This is a genomic window from Streptomyces sp. NPDC052910 (assembly GCF_055585605.1).
This window is the reverse complement of the sequence record NZ_JBVJJR010000003.1, coordinates 738,846-756,448: the sequence shown is the minus strand read 5'-3', so window position 1 is coordinate 756,448 and position 17,603 is coordinate 738,846. Positions and strand designations below refer to the sequence as shown.

17 protein-coding genes are annotated in these 17,603 nt (G+C 72.8%); 11 read left to right on the top strand and 6 right to left on the bottom strand.

The genetic code is table 11. The features are described from left to right. The first annotated feature begins 55 nt into the window (after positions 1–55). Both ACZ6X9_RS14415 and ACZ6X9_RS14410 read left to right on the top strand, forming a co-directional pair. Complete coding sequence (locus tag ACZ6X9_RS14415) at positions 56–415, top strand: histidine triad nucleotide-binding protein (RefSeq protein WP_469778304.1); 360 nt, start codon at positions 56–58, stop codon at positions 413–415. 43 nt (positions 416–458) lie between these two features. After that, positions 459–1,370 carry a ribonuclease Z gene (locus ACZ6X9_RS14410; protein ID WP_469778303.1) on the top strand — a complete coding sequence of 304 codons (912 nt, stop codon included), beginning with the start codon at positions 459–461 and terminating at the stop codon, positions 1,368–1,370. Between the two features lie 34 nt (positions 1,371–1,404). Here ACZ6X9_RS14410 and ACZ6X9_RS14405 read toward each other — a convergent pair whose 3' ends face one another. Continuing rightward, complete coding sequence (locus ACZ6X9_RS14405; RefSeq protein ID WP_469778302.1) at positions 1,405–2,226, bottom strand: HAD family acid phosphatase; 822 nt, start codon at positions 2,224–2,226, stop codon at positions 1,405–1,407. A 136-nt stretch (positions 2,227–2,362) separates the two neighbouring features. Beyond that, on the bottom strand, positions 2,363–3,685 hold the full coding sequence (locus ACZ6X9_RS14400; protein ID WP_469778301.1) for a 6-phospho-beta-glucosidase: 1,323 nt from the start codon (positions 3,683–3,685) through the stop codon (positions 2,363–2,365). 67 nt (positions 3,686–3,752) lie between these two features. Between ACZ6X9_RS14400 and ACZ6X9_RS14395 the strand changes: the two genes are divergently transcribed. The 5 genes from ACZ6X9_RS14395 (at position 3,753) to ACZ6X9_RS14375 (ending at position 9,600) form a co-directional block, all read left to right on the top strand. Further along, on the top strand, positions 3,753–4,961 hold the full coding sequence (locus tag ACZ6X9_RS14395) for a PfkB family carbohydrate kinase (protein ID WP_469778300.1): 1,209 nt from the start codon (positions 3,753–3,755) through the stop codon (positions 4,959–4,961). A gap of 157 nt (positions 4,962–5,118) precedes the next feature. Further along, positions 5,119–7,197: a PhoH family protein gene (locus ACZ6X9_RS14390; protein ID WP_469778299.1), complete on the top strand. Its 2,079-nt coding sequence runs from the start codon at positions 5,119–5,121 to the stop codon at positions 7,195–7,197. Between the two features lie 12 nt (positions 7,198–7,209). Further along, on the top strand, positions 7,210–7,707 hold the full coding sequence (gene ybeY, locus ACZ6X9_RS14385) for an rRNA maturation RNase YbeY (RefSeq protein WP_469778298.1): 498 nt from the start codon (positions 7,210–7,212) through the stop codon (positions 7,705–7,707). After that, positions 7,704–9,014 carry a hemolysin family protein gene (locus ACZ6X9_RS14380; RefSeq protein ID WP_469778297.1) on the top strand — a complete coding sequence of 437 codons (1,311 nt, stop codon included), beginning with the start codon at positions 7,704–7,706 and terminating at the stop codon, positions 9,012–9,014. The genes ybeY and ACZ6X9_RS14380 overlap by 4 nt, the downstream gene beginning before the upstream one ends. Positions 9,015–9,189: 175 nt before the next feature. Further along, positions 9,190–9,600: an SRPBCC family protein gene (locus ACZ6X9_RS14375; RefSeq protein WP_436780498.1), complete on the top strand. Its 411-nt coding sequence runs from the start codon at positions 9,190–9,192 to the stop codon at positions 9,598–9,600. 111 nt (positions 9,601–9,711) lie between these two features. Here the strand turns inward: ACZ6X9_RS14375 and ACZ6X9_RS14370 are convergent, their stop codons facing one another. Further along, a complete protein-coding gene (locus ACZ6X9_RS14370; RefSeq protein WP_469778296.1) occupies positions 9,712–11,145 on the bottom strand; it encodes an MFS transporter in 1,434 nt (477 codons plus the stop codon). Between the two features lie 95 nt (positions 11,146–11,240). Between ACZ6X9_RS14370 and ACZ6X9_RS14365 the strand changes: the two genes are divergently transcribed. Next, positions 11,241–12,119, top strand: a complete 879-nt coding sequence (locus ACZ6X9_RS14365) for a helix-turn-helix transcriptional regulator (RefSeq protein WP_469778295.1) — start codon at positions 11,241–11,243, stop codon at positions 12,117–12,119. A 204-nt stretch (positions 12,120–12,323) separates the two neighbouring features. On the opposite strand, the gene ACZ6X9_RS14360 is transcribed toward ACZ6X9_RS14365, so the two are convergent. After that, entirely contained in the window at positions 12,324–13,820 is a 1,497-nt protein-coding gene (locus ACZ6X9_RS14360) for an MFS transporter (RefSeq protein WP_469778294.1), read from the bottom strand. 121 nt (positions 13,821–13,941) lie between these two features. On the opposite strand from ACZ6X9_RS14360, the gene ACZ6X9_RS14355 reads away from it, so the two are divergent. From ACZ6X9_RS14355 to era, 3 genes are all read left to right on the top strand, one after another. Next, complete coding sequence (locus tag ACZ6X9_RS14355; RefSeq protein ID WP_469778293.1) at positions 13,942–14,832, top strand: helix-turn-helix transcriptional regulator; 891 nt, start codon at positions 13,942–13,944, stop codon at positions 14,830–14,832. 77 nt (positions 14,833–14,909) lie between these two features. Beyond that, positions 14,910–15,263: a cytidine deaminase gene (locus ACZ6X9_RS14350; protein WP_469778292.1), complete on the top strand. Its 354-nt coding sequence runs from the start codon at positions 14,910–14,912 to the stop codon at positions 15,261–15,263. Between the two features lie 79 nt (positions 15,264–15,342). Further along, positions 15,343–16,284 carry a GTPase Era gene (gene era / locus ACZ6X9_RS14345; protein WP_469778291.1) on the top strand — a complete coding sequence of 314 codons (942 nt, stop codon included), beginning with the start codon at positions 15,343–15,345 and terminating at the stop codon, positions 16,282–16,284. A gap of 39 nt (positions 16,285–16,323) precedes the next feature. On the opposite strand, the gene ACZ6X9_RS14340 is transcribed toward era, so the two are convergent. Continuing rightward, positions 16,324–17,154, bottom strand: a complete 831-nt coding sequence (locus ACZ6X9_RS14340; RefSeq protein WP_469778290.1) for a hypothetical protein — start codon at positions 17,152–17,154, stop codon at positions 16,324–16,326. Positions 17,155–17,312: 158 nt separating this feature from the next. Further along, entirely contained in the window at positions 17,313–17,579 is a 267-nt protein-coding gene (locus ACZ6X9_RS14335; protein ID WP_469778289.1) for a protealysin inhibitor emfourin, read from the bottom strand. Positions 17,580–17,603 lie beyond the last annotated feature (24 nt).

The window sequence follows — 17,603 nt, the reverse complement described above, 5'->3', positions numbered from 1 at the left end:
GTGGTGACCGGTACGATCCGATCACGATCAGCCGACGACCCGGAGGGAGCGCACGGTGGCGGGAGAACCGCAGGCCGAGTGCCTGTTTTGCAAGATCGTCGCGAAGGAGGTGCCCGCGACGCTCGTGCGGGAGACCGAGACGACCGTGGCGTTCCGCGACATCAACCCCCAGGCGCCCACGCACGTCCTGGTGATCCCCAAGGCGCACTACCCGGACGCCGCGTCGCTCGCCGCCGCCGAGCCGCAGGTCGCCGCGGACATACTGCGGGAGGCGGGCGAGGTGGCCGCCGGGGAGGGCGTGGACGGTTCCGGGTACCGGATCGTCTTCAACACCGGAGCCGGGGCCGGGCAGACCGTGTTCCACGCGCACGCGCATGTGCTCGGGGGCCGTGGGCTCAACTGGCCGCCCGGCTAGAACCGCGCCGCCCGGCCAGAACCGCACAACGGGAGCCTCCACCGTGTCCGTACGTGAACTCGTCGTTCTCGGCACCGCCAGCCAGGTGCCCACCCGGCACCGCAACCACAACGGCTACGTCCTGCTCTGGGACGGCGAGGGCCTGCTCTTCGACCCGGGGGAGGGCACGCAGCGCCAGATGGTGCGGGCCGGGGTGGCCGCCCACGACCTGAACCGGATCTGCGTCACGCACTTCCACGGGGACCACTCGCTCGGCCTCGCCGGTGTGATCCAGCGGATCAACCTGGACCAGGTGCCGCACCCGGTCACCGCGCACTACCCGGCGAGCGGCCGCCGCTTCTTCGAGCGGCTGCGCTACGCGACCGCCTACCGCGAGACGGTGGAGCTGGCCCAGGAGCCCGTGTCCGGCAAGGGGCGGGTGCTGGCCGAGACGGCGTCGTACACGCTGGAGGCGCGCCGGCTCTCGCACCCCGTCGAGTCCTACGGCTACCGGGTGATGGAGCCGGACGGCCGGCGGATGCTGCCCGCGCTGCTGGCCGAGCACGGGATCACCGGTCCTGACGTGGGCCGGCTCCAGCGGGACGGCGTCCTCGGCGGGGTGACGCTGGCGGACGTCAGCGAGCCGCGGCGCGGGCAGCGGTTCGCGTTCGTGATGGACACCCGGCTCTGCGACGGGGTGTACGCGCTCGCGGAGGGCTGCGACATGCTCGTCATCGAGTCCACGTTCACGGACGAGGACGGGGCGCTGGCCGCCGAGCACGGGCACCTCACGGCCGGCCAGGCGGCCCGGGTGGCGGCCGAGAGCGGGGTGCGGCACCTGGTGCTGACGCACTTCTCGCAGCGGTACTCCGACCCGGAGGTGTTCGAGCGGCAGGCCCGGGCGGCGGGCTTCGACGGGGAGCTCACCGTCGCCCGGGACCTCACGCGTGTTCCCGTTCCCAAGAGGGAACGGTGAACGGGACGCCTTACGGCAGGGTGAACGGGACGCCTTACGGCAGGTAGTACATCGGGTTCGGCATCTTGAACTCGCGGCCCGAGGCGCCGCCCTTCAGGTCGCTGTACTGGTCGCCGAAGTTGGCGACGATGCGGAAGCCCTGGGCCTCGATGTGCTTGCGGGTGCCGGACTTGTACTCGACCGTGGTGCAGGTCGCGCCGCACTTCAGGTAGGACGGCGGGTTCTTCTTGTCCTTCAGGAAGAAGTGCGCCCGGTCGGCCGCCGGCTTGTAGCCGACGTTCTTCAGGTTGCGCACGCTCCACGCGCGCTGGTGCTCGCCGCGGCCGGTCACGAAGAAGACCGTGATGCCCTTCGACTGCGCCCAGTTGACGAGCTTCGGCATGCCGAAGACGGCGGCCATGTCGGTCGACTTCAGGTACGCGTCCTGCGACTCGGGCGTGAAGTGGAAGCCCTGCTTCAGCTCGTAGTTGTAGGTCAGCAGCGTGGTGTCGTCCACGTCCAGGACGATGGCCGGCTTCTTGCCCTTCTTCGGGGCGTTCTTCACGACCCCGTCCAGGTAGGCCTTGGCCTTCGTCTCGATCTCGGCGACCTGCTTGGCGTAGCTGCTCTTCGGGGAGGCGTAGTGCTCGCCCTTCTTGTCGACGGTGTCGCCGTAGTACGCCTTGATCTTGTCCTGGACCAGGGTGAGGTTCGGGATCTCCTTGTCCGAGCGGGGCACCGAGTGGTCCGCGGTCGCGGCGCCGGTCGCGAACAGGCCGGCGCCGACGGCGACGGCGGCGGCTCCGGCGACGGCCATGCGGACGCGCCGGGAGGAAGACTTCAGCGAGGGCGACACGTGTGAACTCCTGATGAACATGTGAGCGGGTGCAGCGTGAAGCTAGGCTCCTTGTCTGCACCCGGTCAATGTCGGTTGTGTCACGCCCGCCGGAGTCCACCCGGAGCGGGCGCCGGGTGGACCGGGCCGGGACCGGCCGGAGGCCGGCGCACCGGCCTCACGCCCCCGCCCGCTCCAGGATCCGCGCCGCCACCGCAGGCGAGTCCACCAGCGGGTGCAGCGCCAGCGCCCGCAGCGCGGCGTCCCGGTCCCGGCTCAGAGCCGCCTCGATCACCGCCCGCTCCACCGCCTTCACCTGGAGCATCAGCCCGAGCTGGTCTTCCCGCAGCGGGGCGCACGGCAACGGCTGCGCGCCCTTGGCGCCCACCTCGCACACCGTCTCGACGACCGCCTCCCGGTCGATCTCCGGCACGGTCCCCATGTTGCGGACGTTGAGGATCAGCCGCACCCGTTCGTCCCCGGCCACCGCCCGCATCAGCGCCAGCGCCACCCGCTCGTAGCCCCCGCCCTCCAGGTCGCAGGAGTCCCGCTGCCAGCCCCCGCTCGCCGCCCGGCTCGCCGCGCCGTAGGTCTCCTCGCGCTCCCGGCGGGCGCGCTCCCACAGCTCGTACGCCCGCTCGGGCGCGCCGGCCGCGCGGGAGAAGAAGTCCCCCTGCTGGCGGTCGAGGTACTCGCCCCGCGTGTGCTCGGCGTCGCTCGTCGCCCGCAGCGTCTCCCGGCGGAAGTAGTAGTACTGGAGGTACTCGTTGGGCAGCGCCTCCAGCGCCCGGAGCCAGTCGGCACCGAACAGCTTCCCCTCCTCGAACGAGGCGAGCGCCTCCCCGTCGCCCAGCAGGCCGGGCAGCAGGTCACGCCCGTCCAGCGTCAACCGCCGCAGCCAGCCGAGGTGGTTGAGCCCCACATAGTCGTACTCCACCCGGCCCGGATCGGCACCCGCCGCCCGCGCCGCGCGCCGCACCAGCCCCACGGGTGAGTCGCAGATGCCGATCACGCGGTCACCCAGGACGGCGGACATCGCCTCCGTCACCATGCCCGCGGGATTGGTGAAGTTGATGACCCACGCGTCCGGGGCCAGTTCGGCCACGCGATGCGCGATGTCCACGGCCACCGGGACCGTCCGCAGCCCGTACAGCACGCCGCCCGCACCGACCGTCTCCTGCCCCAACACCCCCTCGTCCAGGGCGATCCGCTCGTCCCGCACCCGTCCCGCCGTCCCGCCCACGCGGATCGCGGAGAAGACGAAGTCCGTGCCGCGCAGGGCGTCGTCGAGGTCGCCGGCCACCCGGACGGAGGGCGCGCCGGGCACCCCCTCCGCCTGCGCCGTGAGCACGGATCTGATCACCCGCGCCCGCATCGAATCCGTGTCGAACAACACCAGTTCGGTGACGCGGCCGGGCGCGTCGCGCCGCGCGTCGTCCAGAAGGGCCCGGTGCACCAACGGCACCCGGAATCCGCCACCGCCGAGAATCGTCAGCCTCATGGCCGGAACGTACCGCAGCATCGGGCACACTGTCCGGACCCGCACCCCCGAGAGGAGCAGCGAGAGCATGACGATCTCTTCGGACCGCGCCCAGGACCGCGCCACCGCTTCGGGCCGTGCCGCGGCGCCCGCGGCGGAGGGCGTGCCGCGCCGGCCGGGAAGAGCGCCGGTCACGCCCCTGGGCCGGTCGGGCGGGCAGGCCCCGGTACTCGACCCGCTCGCCGGGGTACGGGCCGGGGGCGGACCGGAGTTCGACGTCTACCTGACCGGCACGGTGTTTCTCGACATCATCTTCACCGGCCTGGACTCCGCCCCCGTGCGCGGCACCGAGTCCTGGGCGCGCGGCATGGGCTCCAGCCCCGGCGGCATCGCCAACATGGCCACCGCCCTGGCCCGGCTGGGCCTGCGCACCGCCCTCGCCGCCGCGTTCGGCGACGACATGTACGGCGAATACTGCTGGGAGGCGCTCTCACGCGGCGAGGGCATCGACCTCGGCCCCTCCCGCACGGTCCCCGGCTGGCACTCCCCGGTGACCGTCTCCATGGCCTACGAGGGCGAACGGACCATGGTCTCGCACGGCCACGAGGCCCCGCTCCCCGAAACACCCGCCCCCGCCTGCCCGGTACCGGCCAAGGCCGCCGTCGCCCTGCTCGTCCCCGGCCGCCGCGAGGAGTGGATCGCCAACGCCGCCCGCTCCGGCAGCCGCGTCTTCGCCGACGTCGGCTGGGACGACACCGGCCGCTGGAACCCGGCCGACCTCGCCGACCTGGAGCACTGCGAGGCCTTCCTGCCCAACGCCGAAGAGGCCATGCGCTACACCCGCACCGACTGCCCCAGGGCCGCCGCCCGCGCCCTCGCCGACCGGGTCCCGCTGGCCGTCGTCACCATGGGCGAGAAGGGCGCCTACGCCGCCGACGGCCGCACCGGCGAGACCGCCGAGGTCCCCGCCATCGTCGTCGAGGCCCTGGACCCCACCGGCGCCGGCGACGTCTTCGTCGCCGGCTTCGTCGCCGGCACCCTCGCCGACTGGCCGCTCGCCGACCGCCTCGCCTTCGCCTGCCTGACCTCCGCCCTCTCCGTCCAGGAGTTCGGCGGCTCGCTCTCCGCCCCCGGCTGGGTCGAGGTCGCCGCCTGGTGGCAGCACGTCCGCTCCTACGACGACCAGTCCCGGGACACCTTGCGCCGCTACGCCTTCCTCGACGGACTCCTGCCCGGCACCGCCCGCCCCTGGCCGCTCCGCCGCGCCCAGCCCACCCTCGGCTTCCGCGGCGCCTGACGCTCCACGGCGGGGCCCGCAGGGGGGCACGCAAAACCCCTCGGGCCCGTCCCGCCACCGGCGTACCCTGGACCGTACGGGGCGGACGGACGCGAGGACGCCGGCCGCCGGACGCACGCACACGGAAAGAGGGATGAGCAGGCCCGAGTGCCGGCCCATGACTCAGACACCCACACGAGCGCAGGCGCAAGCCCGCTTCACGGTCCCGGCCAAGCACCCCATGGTGAGCGTCCTGGGCTCCGGCGACAGCCTCCTGCGCGTGATCGAGAACGCATTCCCGTCGACGGACATCCACGTACGGGGCAATGAGGTCAGCGCGACAGGGGACCAGCGGGAAGTGGCCCTCGTCCAGCGCCTGTTCGACGAGATGATGCTGGTGCTCCGGACCGGTGCGCCGATGACGGAGGACGCGGTGGAACGTTCGATCGCCATGCTGCGGGACGCCGGGTCCCAGCCCGAGACGCCCGCCGAGGTGCTCACCCAGAACATCCTCTCCAACCGCGGCCGCACCATCCGTCCCAAGACGCTCAACCAGAAGCGGTACGTGGACGCGATCGACAAGCACACCGTCGTCTTCGGCATCGGCCCCGCGGGCACCGGCAAGACCTACCTGGCCATGGCCAAGGCCGTGCAGGCCCTCCAGTCCAAGCAGGTCAACCGCATCATCCTGACCCGCCCCGCCGTCGAGGCCGGCGAACGCCTGGGCTTCCTCCCCGGCACCCTCTACGAGAAGATCGACCCGTACCTGCGCCCGCTCTACGACGCGCTGCACGACATGATCGACCCGGACTCGATCCCGCGGCTGATGGCGGCGGGCACGATCGAGGTCGCGCCGCTCGCATATATGCGGGGTCGTGCGCAGCCCGTCTTCACCAAGGTGCTGACGCCGGACGGCTGGCGCCCGATCGGTGATCTCCGAGTCGGTGACCTGGTCGTCGGATCGAATGGCGAACCCACTCCGGTCCTGGGCGTCTACCCGCAGGGCGAGAAGGACATCTACCGCGTCACCGCCCAGGACGGCTCCTGGACCCTCTGCTGCGGCGAGCACCTGTGGACCGTCAGGACCGCCGCCGACAAGCGGCGGGGCAAGCCGTGGCGGGTCCTGGAGACCAAGGAGATGATCGGCAAGCTCCGCGCGGCCCACGCCCGCCGCTATGAGCTGCCGCTGCTCACCGCTCCCGTCTCCTTCCCCGAGCGCCCGGTGCCGATGGACCCGTATGCCTTGGGCCTGTTGCTCGGGGACGGGTGTCTCACGGGATCCACGACGCCGTCGTTCTCGACGGAGGACAAGGAGCTCGTCCACGCGCTGGAAGCCGCGCTCCCCGGGGTCTCGGTCAGGCACAGGGGCGGCCCGGACTACGTCCTGAACCGGGTGAAGTCTCCGGGTGACGTGGTCACCCTGGAAAATCCGGTCACCGGAGCGCTTCGTGCGTTGGAGCTGATCGGCAGCCGGTCGCACTCCAAGTTCGTCCCGGACGACTACTTGTTCAACACGGCCGACGTGCGTCTGGCGGTTCTGCAGGGCCTGCTCGACTCGGACGGCGGCCCGGTCACGCAGAGCGACCGGTCCTGCCGTATCCAGTACTCCACCGCGTCGATTCTCCTGCGTGACGATGTCATCGCGCTCGTCCAGTCCCTTGGCGGGGTGGCCTACACTCGTCGGCGCCCGGCCGAAGGCCGCAGGCAGGGCACCGCACTCGCAGCCCACCGGTACGACGCGCACGTCGTCGACATCCGCCTGCCGGAGGGCATCGAACCCTTCCGTCTCACCCGCAAGCTCGACAAGTACCGCGCCGCCGGAGGCGGCGGCCGGCCCATGCGCTTCATCGACTCGATCGAGCCGGCGGGCCGGGAGGAGGCGGTCTGCATCCAGGTGGCGGCCGAGGACTCGCTGTACGTCACCCAGGACTATCTGCTGACGCACAACACTTTGAACGACGCGTTCATCATTCTCGACGAGGCGCAGAACACCAGCCCCGAGCAGATGAAGATGTTCCTCACCCGGCTCGGGTTCGACTCCAAGATCGTGATCACGGGTGACGTCACCCAGGTCGACCTGCCCGGCGGCACCAAGAGCGGCCTGCGGCAGGTGCAGCAGATCCTGGAGGGCGTCGAGGACGTTCACTTCTCGCATCTCACCAGCAATGACGTCGTCCGGCACAAGCTGGTCGGCCGTATCGTGGACGCGTACGAGAAGTACGACAATCGCGGCGACAACCGCGGCGACGGAAAGTAAAAACTGAGCACCATGGCGATCGACGTCAACAACGAATCCGGCACCGAGGTCGACGAGAAGGCGATCCTCGACGTCGCCCGGTACGCGCTCGCCCGGATGCGCATCCACCCGCTCTCCGAGCTCTCGGTCATCGTCGTCGACACCGAGGCCATGGAGCAGCTCCACATCCAGTGGATGGATCTGCCCGGGCCGACCGACGTGATGTCCTTCCCGATGGACGAGCTCCGTCCGCCGGCCAAGGACGACGACGAGCCCCCGCAGGGGCTCCTCGGCGACATCGTGCTCTGCCCGGAGGTCGCCAAGGAGCAGGGCGAGGCGGCCCCCACCCGGCACTCGATGGACGAGGAGCTCCAGCTCCTCACCGTGCACGGGGTGCTTCACCTCCTCGGCTACGACCACGAGGAACCCGACGAGAAGGCCGAGATGTTCGGCCTCCAGGCGGCGATCATCGACGGCTGGCGCGCCGAGCGCGGGATCGAAGGGCCCTCCCCGGCTCCCACGATCACGTGACCGGCCAACTGATCGCCGCGGCGGTCCTCCTGCTCGTCGTCGCCTGGCTCGCCGCCTGCGCGGAGGCCGGCCTCGCCCGGACCACCCGGTTCCGGGCCGAGGAGGCGGTACGGGCGGGCCGGCGCGGCAGCGCGAAGCTGATGGCCGTCGCCTCCGACCCCACCCGCTACCTCAACGTGGCGCTGCTGGTGCGGGTCGCCTGCGAGATGGCGGCCGGGGTGCTCACCACGTATGTGTGCCTCCGCGAGTTCGACGCCACCTGGGAGGCGCTGACCGTCGCCGTCGCGGTGATGGTCCTCGTCTCCTACGTGGCCGTCGGCGTCTCGCCGCGCACCATCGGCCGGCAGCACCCGCTGAACACCGCGACCGCGGCGGCGTACGTCCTGCTGCCGCTGGCCCGGATCATGGGCCCGGTGCCCCGGCTGCTGATCCTCATCGGCAACGCCCTCACCCCGGGCCGCGGCTTCCGCATGGGCCCGTTCGCCTCCGAGGCGGAGCTGCGGGCGATGGTGGACCTGGCCGAGAAGGAGTCGCTGATCGAGGACGACGAGCGGCGCATGGTCCACTCCGTCTTCGAGCTCGGCGACACCCTCGTCCGCGAGGTGATGGTGCCGCGCACCGACCTCGTCGTCATCGAACGCGGCAAGACCATCCGGCAGGCGCTCACCCTGGCGCTGCGCTCCGGCTTCTCCCGGATACCGGTGACGGGCGAGAACGAGGACGACATCGTCGGCGTGGTCTACCTGAAGGACCTGGTCCGGCGGACGCACATCAACCGTGACGCGGAGTCCGAGCCGGTCTCCACGGCCATGCGGCCCGCCGTCTTCGTGCCCGACACCAAGAACGCGGGCGACCTGCTGCGCGAGATGCAGCAGCAGCGCAACCACTGCGCGGTCGTCATCGACGAGTACGGCGGCACGGCCGGCATCGTCACCATCGAGGACATCCTGGAGGAGATCGTCGGCGAGATCACCGACGAGTACGACCGGGAGCTGCCGCCCGTGGAGGAGCTGGGCGACGGCCGCTACCGGGTCACGGCCCGGTTGGACATCGGCGATCTCGGCGAGCTGTACGGGATCGAGGCGCTGGACGACGAGGACGTCGAGACGGTCGGCGGCCTGCTCGCCAAGGCGCTGGGGCGGGTGCCGATCGCGGGCGCGACGGCCGACGTGCCGCTCCCGGAGCACGGCGCGGACCCCTCCGTGACGGCGCTGCGGCTGATCGCCGAGGCGTCGGCGGGGCGGCGGAACCGGATCGTGACGGTGCTGGTGGAGCCGGTGCGGGCGGAGGCGGCGGCGTCGGAGTAGGGGCTACCGGGGCTACCGGGTTTCCGGGGCTCTGGGGCTCTGGGGCTCTGGTGCTCCCGGCGGTCCGGGCGTCGCCGCTCGCCGCGCGGGCCGTCCGGGGGACGGCGGTGGGCGACCGGTGGAATCCGGCCCGTCCCGCCGCATGGATGGGGGCGGGTCCGGTTACCCGCCCTCCATGAGCGAGTTCGAACGCACCCGCACCCTGCCCGCGCAGCCCGAGATGGTCTTCGACCAGGTCTGCGACCTCAACCGGCTCGATAGCTGGCTCCCCCGCGATCTGCACGTCCACCCCGACGACCCGCCGGCCGTCACCGTGCACGAGGACCGGACGGGCGAGGACGCCGACGCCCTCGTCCGCGCGCGCAAGGAACAGATGCGGCTGGAGTGGGGGACCCGCGAGGACGGCCGGTACAGCGGCTGGCTCCAGGTCGCGGGCAACGGGAGCGGCTCCTGCCAGGTCACCGTGCACCTCTCCTTTCATCAGGGATCGCAGCGGCCGGATGACGGGGTGGTGGAGGAGGCGTTGGACAAGAGCCTGGAGCGGCTGGAGGAGCAGGTGCGGCTGCGGGGTGAGGGGCCGGGGTGAGGGGGCGCGGGGCGCGCCTGCGGCGGGTTGTGCCCCGGTCCCTCCCCTTCGCCGTTTCCTGGGGGCAAGCCCCCAGACCCCTCTGGACTGTGCTGTGCGCGCTCGGGGCCGTCACTCCCGCCGTCCCGCACTGCGCAGCCCTGCCGCCACCCCCACCGCCGCCGCACCCACGGTCAGCGCGTCCACGCCGAACGCCGTCCGCAGCCCCCACGCCGAAGCCGCCGCACTGAGCAACGGGATCCCGAGCGTGGTGCCCAGTTGCTGGGACGTGGTCACCAGGCCCGTCGCCAGCCCCTGTGCGGCGGGCGGCAGGCCGGCCGTGGCGGTGACGCCGTAGGCGACCACGGCCCACAGGTTGCCGACGACGCCGGCGGAGGCCGCCGCCAGGGCCCACCAGGCGGCGGCCGGGCCGGTGCCGAGCCACAGCAGCGGCGCGGTGCTGACGGTCTGCAGCAGGAGGCCGGCGACGAGTGTGCGGTGGGCGCCGAGGCGGCCGATGACGCGGGAGGCGGTCAGCCCGGCGAGGGCGGCGAACAGGCCCTGCACCCCGAAGAGCATGCCGGTGCGGAAGGCCGAGAGCCCGAGCTCCTCCTGGAGGCAGAGGGTCAGCAGGAAGATCAGGGCGGTCATCGTCGAGACCGTCGCCAGCCCGCCCAGGTTCCCCCAGGCGACCGTCGGCCGGCGCAGCATCGGCAGCGGGACCAGTGGGTCGGCGACCCGCGATTCGACGGTCACGAAGGCGCCCAGCAGGACCGCGGCGAGGACGAGCGCGGCGATGACGTCGGCGCCGCCGAACCCGTGCTCGGCCGCCGTCGACAGCGCGTAGACGAGGGCGAACAGCCCGCCGGTGACGGTCAGCGCGCCGGGCAGGTCGACCGGGCGGCGGCGGGCGGCTCGCGTGATGTCGCCGTCGGACGGCAGCGCACCCGGAGCCACCACCAGGATCGCGGCGCCCGCCGCCGCGAGCAGTCCCATCGTCGAGCGCCACCCGAGGCCGTCCGTCAGCACCCCGCCGAGCACCATGCCGGTGGTGTAGCCCAGCGAGAGCAGGGTGCCGCTGATGCCCAGGGCCCGCTCGCGCTGTGGCCCCTCGGGGAAGGTGGTGGTCAGCAGGGCCATGCCGGTGGGGACGATGAGGGCCGCGCCGACGCCTTGGAGGGCGCGGCCGGCCAGGAACGAGGCGGGGTTCCAGGCGAGGGTGACCAGCACCGACGCCACGGTGAACACGGCCAGCCCGGACAGGAACAGCCGGCGCCTGCCGTACCGGTCGGCCACCCGGCCGGACAGCAGCAGGAGGCCGCCGGCGGGCAGGGCGAACGCGGTGACGGCCCACTGGAGATCGGCCCGGCCCATGCCGAGGTCGGGGCCGAGCACGGGCAGGGCCACGTTGAGGATCGAGAAGTCGAGGGTGACGACGAACTGCGCGGTGCACAGCACGAGGAGCGTCAGCCGGGCCCGGGCGGACAGGGCGGGGACGGGCTCGGGGGCGGGCGCCGGGTGCGGTGGCGCGGCGGTCGTGGGGACGTCGGGCGTGTCGTACGGCATGCCCCCACCCTCGGCCGCCCGGAAGACCGCCGGGGAGAGCGTGTTTATGGTGGCAGTCGGACTACCAGCCGGGGTGGCAGAGCGAGGGGGGACCCGTGACCACCGCACCGCGCGCGGCCGCCGGACGGCCGAACCGCCGTGAGGAACTGCGCCGTTTCCTGATGAGCCGGCGGGCCCGGGTGAGCCCGGCGGAGGCGGGCCTGCCGGACGGCGGCGGGCGTCGCCGTACGCCGGGGCTGCGGCGCGAGGAGGTCGCCGTACTGGCGGGGGTGGGGACCACCTGGTACCAGTGGCTGGAGCAGGGGCGGGACATCACCGTCTCGCCGCAGGTGCTCGACGGGGTCGCCCGGGTGCTGCGGCTGACGTCCGTCGAGCGGCGCCACCTCTACGTCCTGGCCGGGCTGAACCCGCCGCTGCCGGAGTCGGGGCAGCGGCCGGACGACCTGTGCCCGGGGCTCCGGCGGCTGATCGACGCGTGGCTGCCCTGGCCCGCGCACATCCTGGACCCCTGCTGGAACACCGTGGCCCACAACGCGTCGGCGGCGCTCGTCTGGGGCTTCCGCCCGGGCGAGCGCCGCAACTGGCTGGCCGACTTCTTCACCGACCCCGTGTACCGGACGGCCCCGGCCGGGCCCGGGGCGGACGCGCGCCGGGAGGAGAACGCCCGCCGGCTCGTCGCCCAGTTCCGTGCCTCGCGGAGTGAGCGGCCCGGTTCGGAGGAGGCGGCGGAAGTCGCGGAGACGGTGGCCGGACTGTGCGCGCTGAGCGCGGAGTTCGCGCGGCTGTGGGAGAGCGGGGACGTCCACCCGGAGGGGCAGTTGGTGTACGAGATCGACCATCCGGGTGCCGGGCGGCTGTGCTTCGAGAGCAGCCCGCTGCGGATTCCGTCCCGGCCGGATCTGACGATCGCGGTGCACAATCCCGTGCCGGGGACGGGTACCGCGGAGAAGGTGGAGCGGCTGCTCGCGGGCTGATGCGGCCCGCCGGGGGCGCCCCTTCCGGGGGAGTTCTAGTACGCGCGCCGAGTACGCGCGCCGAGTCCGCGCGCCGAGTACGCGCCCCGAGCACGCGCCCCGGGTACGCGTTCCGAGCACGCGCTCGGGGGTGCGGGGGCGGCCCCGCGAGAAACGGCGAAAGGGCGGGGCCGGGGCGCCCCTCCCCGACCCCGCCCGCCGGGGCTAGCGCTTCGCGCCGCCGCCCCGCGCCCGCAGCCCCACCGCGACCAGGACCGCCACCGCCGCCAGGACCGCCGCGTCGGCCCCGAGCCCCAGCCTGATCCCGCCCAGTGCCGCTCCGACGGCGTCCTCGCCGTCCGACCGCAGCGCGGCGGTGTGCGCCGAGGCGAGGGCGCTGAGCAGCGGGATGCCGACGGTGAGACCGATCTGCTGGGAGCTGGTCACCAGACCGGTGGCCAGGCCCTGTTCGCGGTCCGGGAGCCCGGAGGTGGCGGTGACCCCGTAGGCGACGATCACCCACAGGTGGCCGATGACGCCGAGCGAGATGCCCACCAGCGTCAGCCAGGCACCCGACGAACGGCCGACCCCGAGGAGCAGCGCCGTGCAGGCCGCCTGTCCCAGCAGCCCGGCGACCAGGGTGGTGCGGGTGCCGAAGCGGGCGATCACCTTGGACGCCACCGTGCCGGAGACCACCGCGACCACGCCCTCGACACCGAAGATCAGGCCGGTGCGGAACGCCGAGAGGTGCAGGACGTCCTGGAGGTAGAGGGTGAGCAGGAAGATGGCGGCGGTCATCGTCGCGAACGTCGTCAGACCGGCGAGGTTGCCGAAGGCGACGGTCGGACGGCGCAGCATGGACAGGTTCACCAGCGGTTCGGCGGTCCGGGACTCCACGACGGCGAACGCGGCCAGCAGGACGACTCCGGCGACGAGGGCGACGACGACGTCCGTACGGCCGAACCCGCTCTCGGCGGCGGTCGACAACGCGTAGATCAGGGCCAGCAGCCCGCCGGTGACGGTGGCCGCGCCGGGCAGGTCGAGCCGGGGGCGGCCCGGGTGCCTCGACTCGGTGAGCAGGCCGGGGGCGAGCAGCAGCACGGCGACGCCGGCGACACCGAGCAGGCCCATGGTGGAGCGCCAGCCGAGGGCGTCCGTCATGACGCCGCCGAGCACCATGCCGATGGTGAAGCCCAGCGACATCAGCGTGCTGCTGATGCCCAGGGCGCGTTCGCGCTGCGGTCCTTCGCGGAAGGTGGTGGTGAGCAGGGACATGCCGGTCGGCACGATGACGGCCGCGCCGAGCCCCTGGAGGGCGCGTCCGGTGAGGAAGGACGCGGGGTCCCAGGCGAGGGTGGCCAGGACGGAGGCCGCCGTGAAGAGGGTCAGCCCGGCGAGGAAGAGGCGACGCCGGCCGTAGAGGTCGGCGATCCGGCCGAAGAGGAGGAGGAAACCGCCGGAGGGGAGGGCGAACGCGGTGACGGCCCACTGGAGGTCGGCCCGGTCCATGGCGAGGTCGTCGCCGAGGACGGGCAGCGCGACGTTCAGGATGGAGAAGTCGAGCGCGACCATGAACTGCGCGGCGCACAGCACCAGCAGGACGAGTTTCGCGCGGGCGGTCATCCGCGGGGCGGCAACAGAAGAGTCGGCAGGGGCAGCAGAGACAGCAGGGGTCTCGGGGGTGGAAGTGACGGTGGGGGAGGGGGACGTATCGAGCGCCATGTGCTCACCCTCGGGCTTCGGGAACAACGCCGGGGAGTCGGCACTTATGGTGGTGGCCGCACCACCAGACACACGGGAATGCGACGACGAGACGCGTACGACACGCGGACGAGGGGGAACCGTGACGCCACGCACGCACGCCACCGGAACGAACCGCCGCCCGGAACTGCGCGACTTCCTGATGAGCCGGCGGGCCCGGGTGAGCCCGGCCGAGGCGGGCCTGCCGGACGGTGGCGGGCGCCGGCGGACGCCGGGCCTGCGGCGCGAGGAGGTCGCCGTGCTCGCCGGGGTGGGGGCCTCGTGGTACCAGTGGCTGGAGCAGGGGCGGGACATCACCGTCTCCCCGCAGGTGCTGGACGCGGTGGCCCGGGTCCTCCGGCTGACCGGGAGCGAACGCCGCCACCTGTACGTCCTCGCCGGCCTCAACCCGCCGCTGCCCGACTCCGTCGTCGACGACCCGGAGCACCTGTGCGACGGCCTGATGCGGCTGATCGACGGCTGGCTGCCCAACCCCGCGCACATCATGGACCCCTACTGGAACACGGTCGCCTACAACGAGTCGGCCGCCGTCGTCATGGGCTTCCGCCCGGGGATCCGGCAGAACTGCCTGATCTCCTACTTCACGGACCCCGTCTACCGCTCCCGCGCGGCCAACTGGGAGCGGAACGCCGGACACGTCGTCGCCCAGTACCGCGCCGCCTGCTCGCAGCGCCCGGACGACGAGGGATTCGCGCTGATCGTCGTGGAACTGGCGGCGGAGAGCCCGGAGTTCGCGGAGCTGTGGGCGCGCAACGACGTGCAGCCCGCCGGACAGCTTGGCAAGGAGTACGCGCACCCGGTCGCCGGCACCCTCTCCTTCGAGGTCACCGCCCTCCAGGTGCCGGCCCGGCCGGACCTCACGATCGTGATGCACAACCCGGTGCCGGGCACGAACACCGCCGAACGGGTGGCCTGGCTCAACTCGCCGGAGGCCCGTCGGGGCGGCCTGCACTCCGTCTCGGTGGCGAGCTGACCGGTGGGCCGACCGGCGAGCTGACCGGTGGACTGACCGGTGGCGGCCCCGCGGGACGGCTTCACTATCCTCGGCCCATGACGGAGATCACCGAGCTCGACCCCGAGGACCGCAAGCTCATCACGCTCGCCCGGGCCACCCGCGCCCGCAACGCCGTGCCGGAGGGCGCGGCCGTACGGGACGAGACCGGTCGTACGTACGTGGCCGGCACCGTCGCCCTCGACTCGCTGCGGCTGAGCGCCCTGGCCACGGCGGTCGCCATGGCCGTGGCCGGCGGCGCGAGGTCCCTGGAGGCGGCGGCCGTGGTGTCGGAGGCGGCGGTCGTCCCGGACGCCGACCGCGCGGTCGTCCGCGACCTCGGCGGCCCGGACACCCCGGTCCTGCTCGCGGGCCCGGACGGCGTGCCGTCGGCGGTCGTCACCGCGGGCTGACGGGCTCCCGGCGGCGGGCCGGCCGGCTCCCCGCGCCCGCTGGTCGGCGAAGGCCGGGCGATCGGGGAGAATGAACCTCATGGACAGAGCTTCATCCCCCTCCCAGGCGCCCCACCGCGCGGGTTTCGCGTGCTTCGTCGGCCGCCCCAACGCGGGTAAGTCGACCCTGACCAACGCTCTGGTGGGGACGAAGGTCGCGATCACCTCCAACCGGCCGCAGACCACCCGGCACACCGTGCGCGGCATCGTGCACCGCCCCGACGCCCAGTTGGTGCTGGTCGACACCCCGGGCCTGCACAAGCCGCGCACCCTGCTCGGCGAGCGGCTGAACGACGTCGTCCGGACCACCTGGGCCGAGGTGGACGTGATCGGCTTCTGCCTGCCGGCCGACCAGAAGCTCGGCCCCGGTGACCGCTTCATCGCGGGCGAGCTGGCCGGGATCAAGAAGACGCCCAAGGTGGCCATCGTCACCAAGACGGACCTGGTCGACTCCAAGGCCCTGGCCGAGCAGTTGCTCGCCGTCCAGCGGCTGGGCGAGGAGCTGGGCATCGAGTGGGCCGAGATCATCCCGGTCTCGGCCGTGGGCGACACCCAGGTCTCGCTCCTCGCCGACCTGCTCGTCCCGATGCTCCCCGAGAGCCCGCCGCTCTACCCCGAGGGCGACCTCACCGACGAGCCCGAGCAGATCATGGTCGCCGAGCTGATCCGCGAGGCCGCCCTGGAGGGCGTCCGCGACGAGCTGCCGCACTCCATCGCCGTCGTCGTCGAGGAGATGATCCCCCGCGAGGACCGCCCGGCCGACAAGCCGCTGCTCGACATCCACGCCAACGTCTACATCGAGCGCCCCAGCCAGAAGGGCATCATCATCGGCCCCAAGGGCGCCCGCCTGAAGCAGGTCGGCATGAAGTCCCGCAAGCACATCGAGGCCCTGCTCGGCACCCCCGTCTACCTCGACCTGCACGTCAAGGTCGCCAAGGACTGGCAGCGGGACCCGAAGCAGCTCCGCAAGCTGGGCTTCTAGGCCGCCGGGCGGGGGCCCGGGCGGGGGCGAGGCGGAGCCTCAGCCCCCGTCATAGCGCACGACCCGGCCCCCCAGCGCCCGCGCGACACGCTCGCCCAGCCCGTAGTCGCAGAGGTTGACGGTCCAGTTCCCGGCGGCGACGAGCGTCGCCGGGACGCCCTTGTACGCGATGGCCTCCCGCAGCGTGCGGTCCCGCGCGGCGGGGGTGTCGTGCAGCGCGAGGGTGGCGCAGTTGGCCGTGCCCGTGCGCTTCCCGGTGGTGCACGTCATCGTTTTCCCGAGCCCCTCCGCCCGCTCGTCACACCCGACGGCCCGGCCGACAGCGTCGGCCAGCGCGCCGAGGTTCTTGTACCGGGGCTCGGCGGGGAGGCTCGGCAGCGGGTAGTCGGGAACCTTCACCTTCTCCGGCGGGAGCACGACGCCGTGCAGGGCCTTGGCGACCCGGGGAGCGAAGCGGGGGTCGGTGACGTTGACGAACCAGTTTCCCGCGGCGACGATGGTCTGGCTGAACGGCGGTTTGTGGCGCGCGGCTATCGAGTCGCCATTCTGGTCCCGGTAGTCCTCCTGCCGCGTGTCGGTGACGTCGATCCGGTTCTCGAACCTGACGCCGCCCACGACGGATTCGCAGTCCAAGCCGGTGCCGAAGCGCGGATCCGTCCTGCCCCTGCGGACGACGCGGCAGGGCAGCCCCGCCTTGCCCAGAGCGGAGACCACCGCGTCGGCGTCGGCGAATCGGGGCTCGTACGGAACCCGGTCGGGCATGGACACCAGCGCCGGCCGCTTCTCCTCGTCCATGACCCCGCACGAGGTGAGCAGCGCGACACCCAACGCCGCGGCCGCGAAGCGCCGCGCATTCCGCCCCACGAGCATGCCTGTCACTTCGGCGGCACGGGCGCGGGAGCCGGGGGACGGTGGTGTGGGGCGGCGGGACTCGACTCCACGGTTCGGCATGGGCGGTGCCACGGCCTTCCCCCTGTTCGACAGTGCGTCCGAGCAGGGTAGCTTTCCCGCCTCTCACAGGGGCGCTCTCACGCCCCCTCCCGTAGCACCGTTCGGATCAGTTCCCGTTGGTCCTCCGTGAGGTGGGGGTCCGCCAGGTGGACCTTGCGGCTGTCGACTGCGATTTCGTAGTGGAAGCCGTCGGGGACGCCGCCGGTGGGGGCGTCGCGGCCGGGGGCCAGGGCGCGGTGGGCGAGGGCTTCGAGGTGGGTGGCGTCGGGCCGTCCTGTGGTGTCCAGTTCGGCCCGGCGCTCGATCCCGGCGAAGCCGCCGGTCCGTGTGATGACGATCCGCATGGCGTCATTGTGGCCCGCCGGGCA

Coding starts and splice junctions, on each gene's coding strand:
- ACZ6X9_RS14405 (WP_469778302.1), bottom strand. CDS start 2,226: ATGTTCATCAGGAGTTCACACGTGTCGCCCTCGCTGAAGTCTTCCTCC.
- ACZ6X9_RS14400 (WP_469778301.1), bottom strand. CDS start 3,685: ATGAGGCTGACGATTCTCGGCGGTGGCGGATTCCGGGTGCCGTTGGTG.
- ACZ6X9_RS14395 (WP_469778300.1), top strand. CDS start 3,753: ATGACGATCTCTTCGGACCGCGCCCAGGACCGCGCCACCGCTTCGGGC.
- ACZ6X9_RS14390 (WP_469778299.1), top strand. CDS start 5,119: ATGACTCAGACACCCACACGAGCGCAGGCGCAAGCCCGCTTCACGGTC.
- ybeY (WP_469778298.1), top strand. CDS start 7,210: ATGGCGATCGACGTCAACAACGAATCCGGCACCGAGGTCGACGAGAAG.
- ACZ6X9_RS14375 (WP_436780498.1), top strand. CDS start 9,190: ATGAGCGAGTTCGAACGCACCCGCACCCTGCCCGCGCAGCCCGAGATG.
- ACZ6X9_RS14370 (WP_469778296.1), bottom strand. CDS start 11,145: ATGCCGTACGACACGCCCGACGTCCCCACGACCGCCGCGCCACCGCAC.
- ACZ6X9_RS14360 (WP_469778294.1), bottom strand. CDS start 13,820: ATGGCGCTCGATACGTCCCCCTCCCCCACCGTCACTTCCACCCCCGAG.
- ACZ6X9_RS14350 (WP_469778292.1), top strand. CDS start 14,910: ATGACGGAGATCACCGAGCTCGACCCCGAGGACCGCAAGCTCATCACG.
- era (WP_469778291.1), top strand. CDS start 15,343: ATGGACAGAGCTTCATCCCCCTCCCAGGCGCCCCACCGCGCGGGTTTC.
- ACZ6X9_RS14340 (WP_469778290.1), bottom strand. CDS start 17,154: ATGCTCGTGGGGCGGAATGCGCGGCGCTTCGCGGCCGCGGCGTTGGGT.
- ACZ6X9_RS14335 (WP_469778289.1), bottom strand. CDS start 17,579: ATGCGGATCGTCATCACACGGACCGGCGGCTTCGCCGGGATCGAGCGC.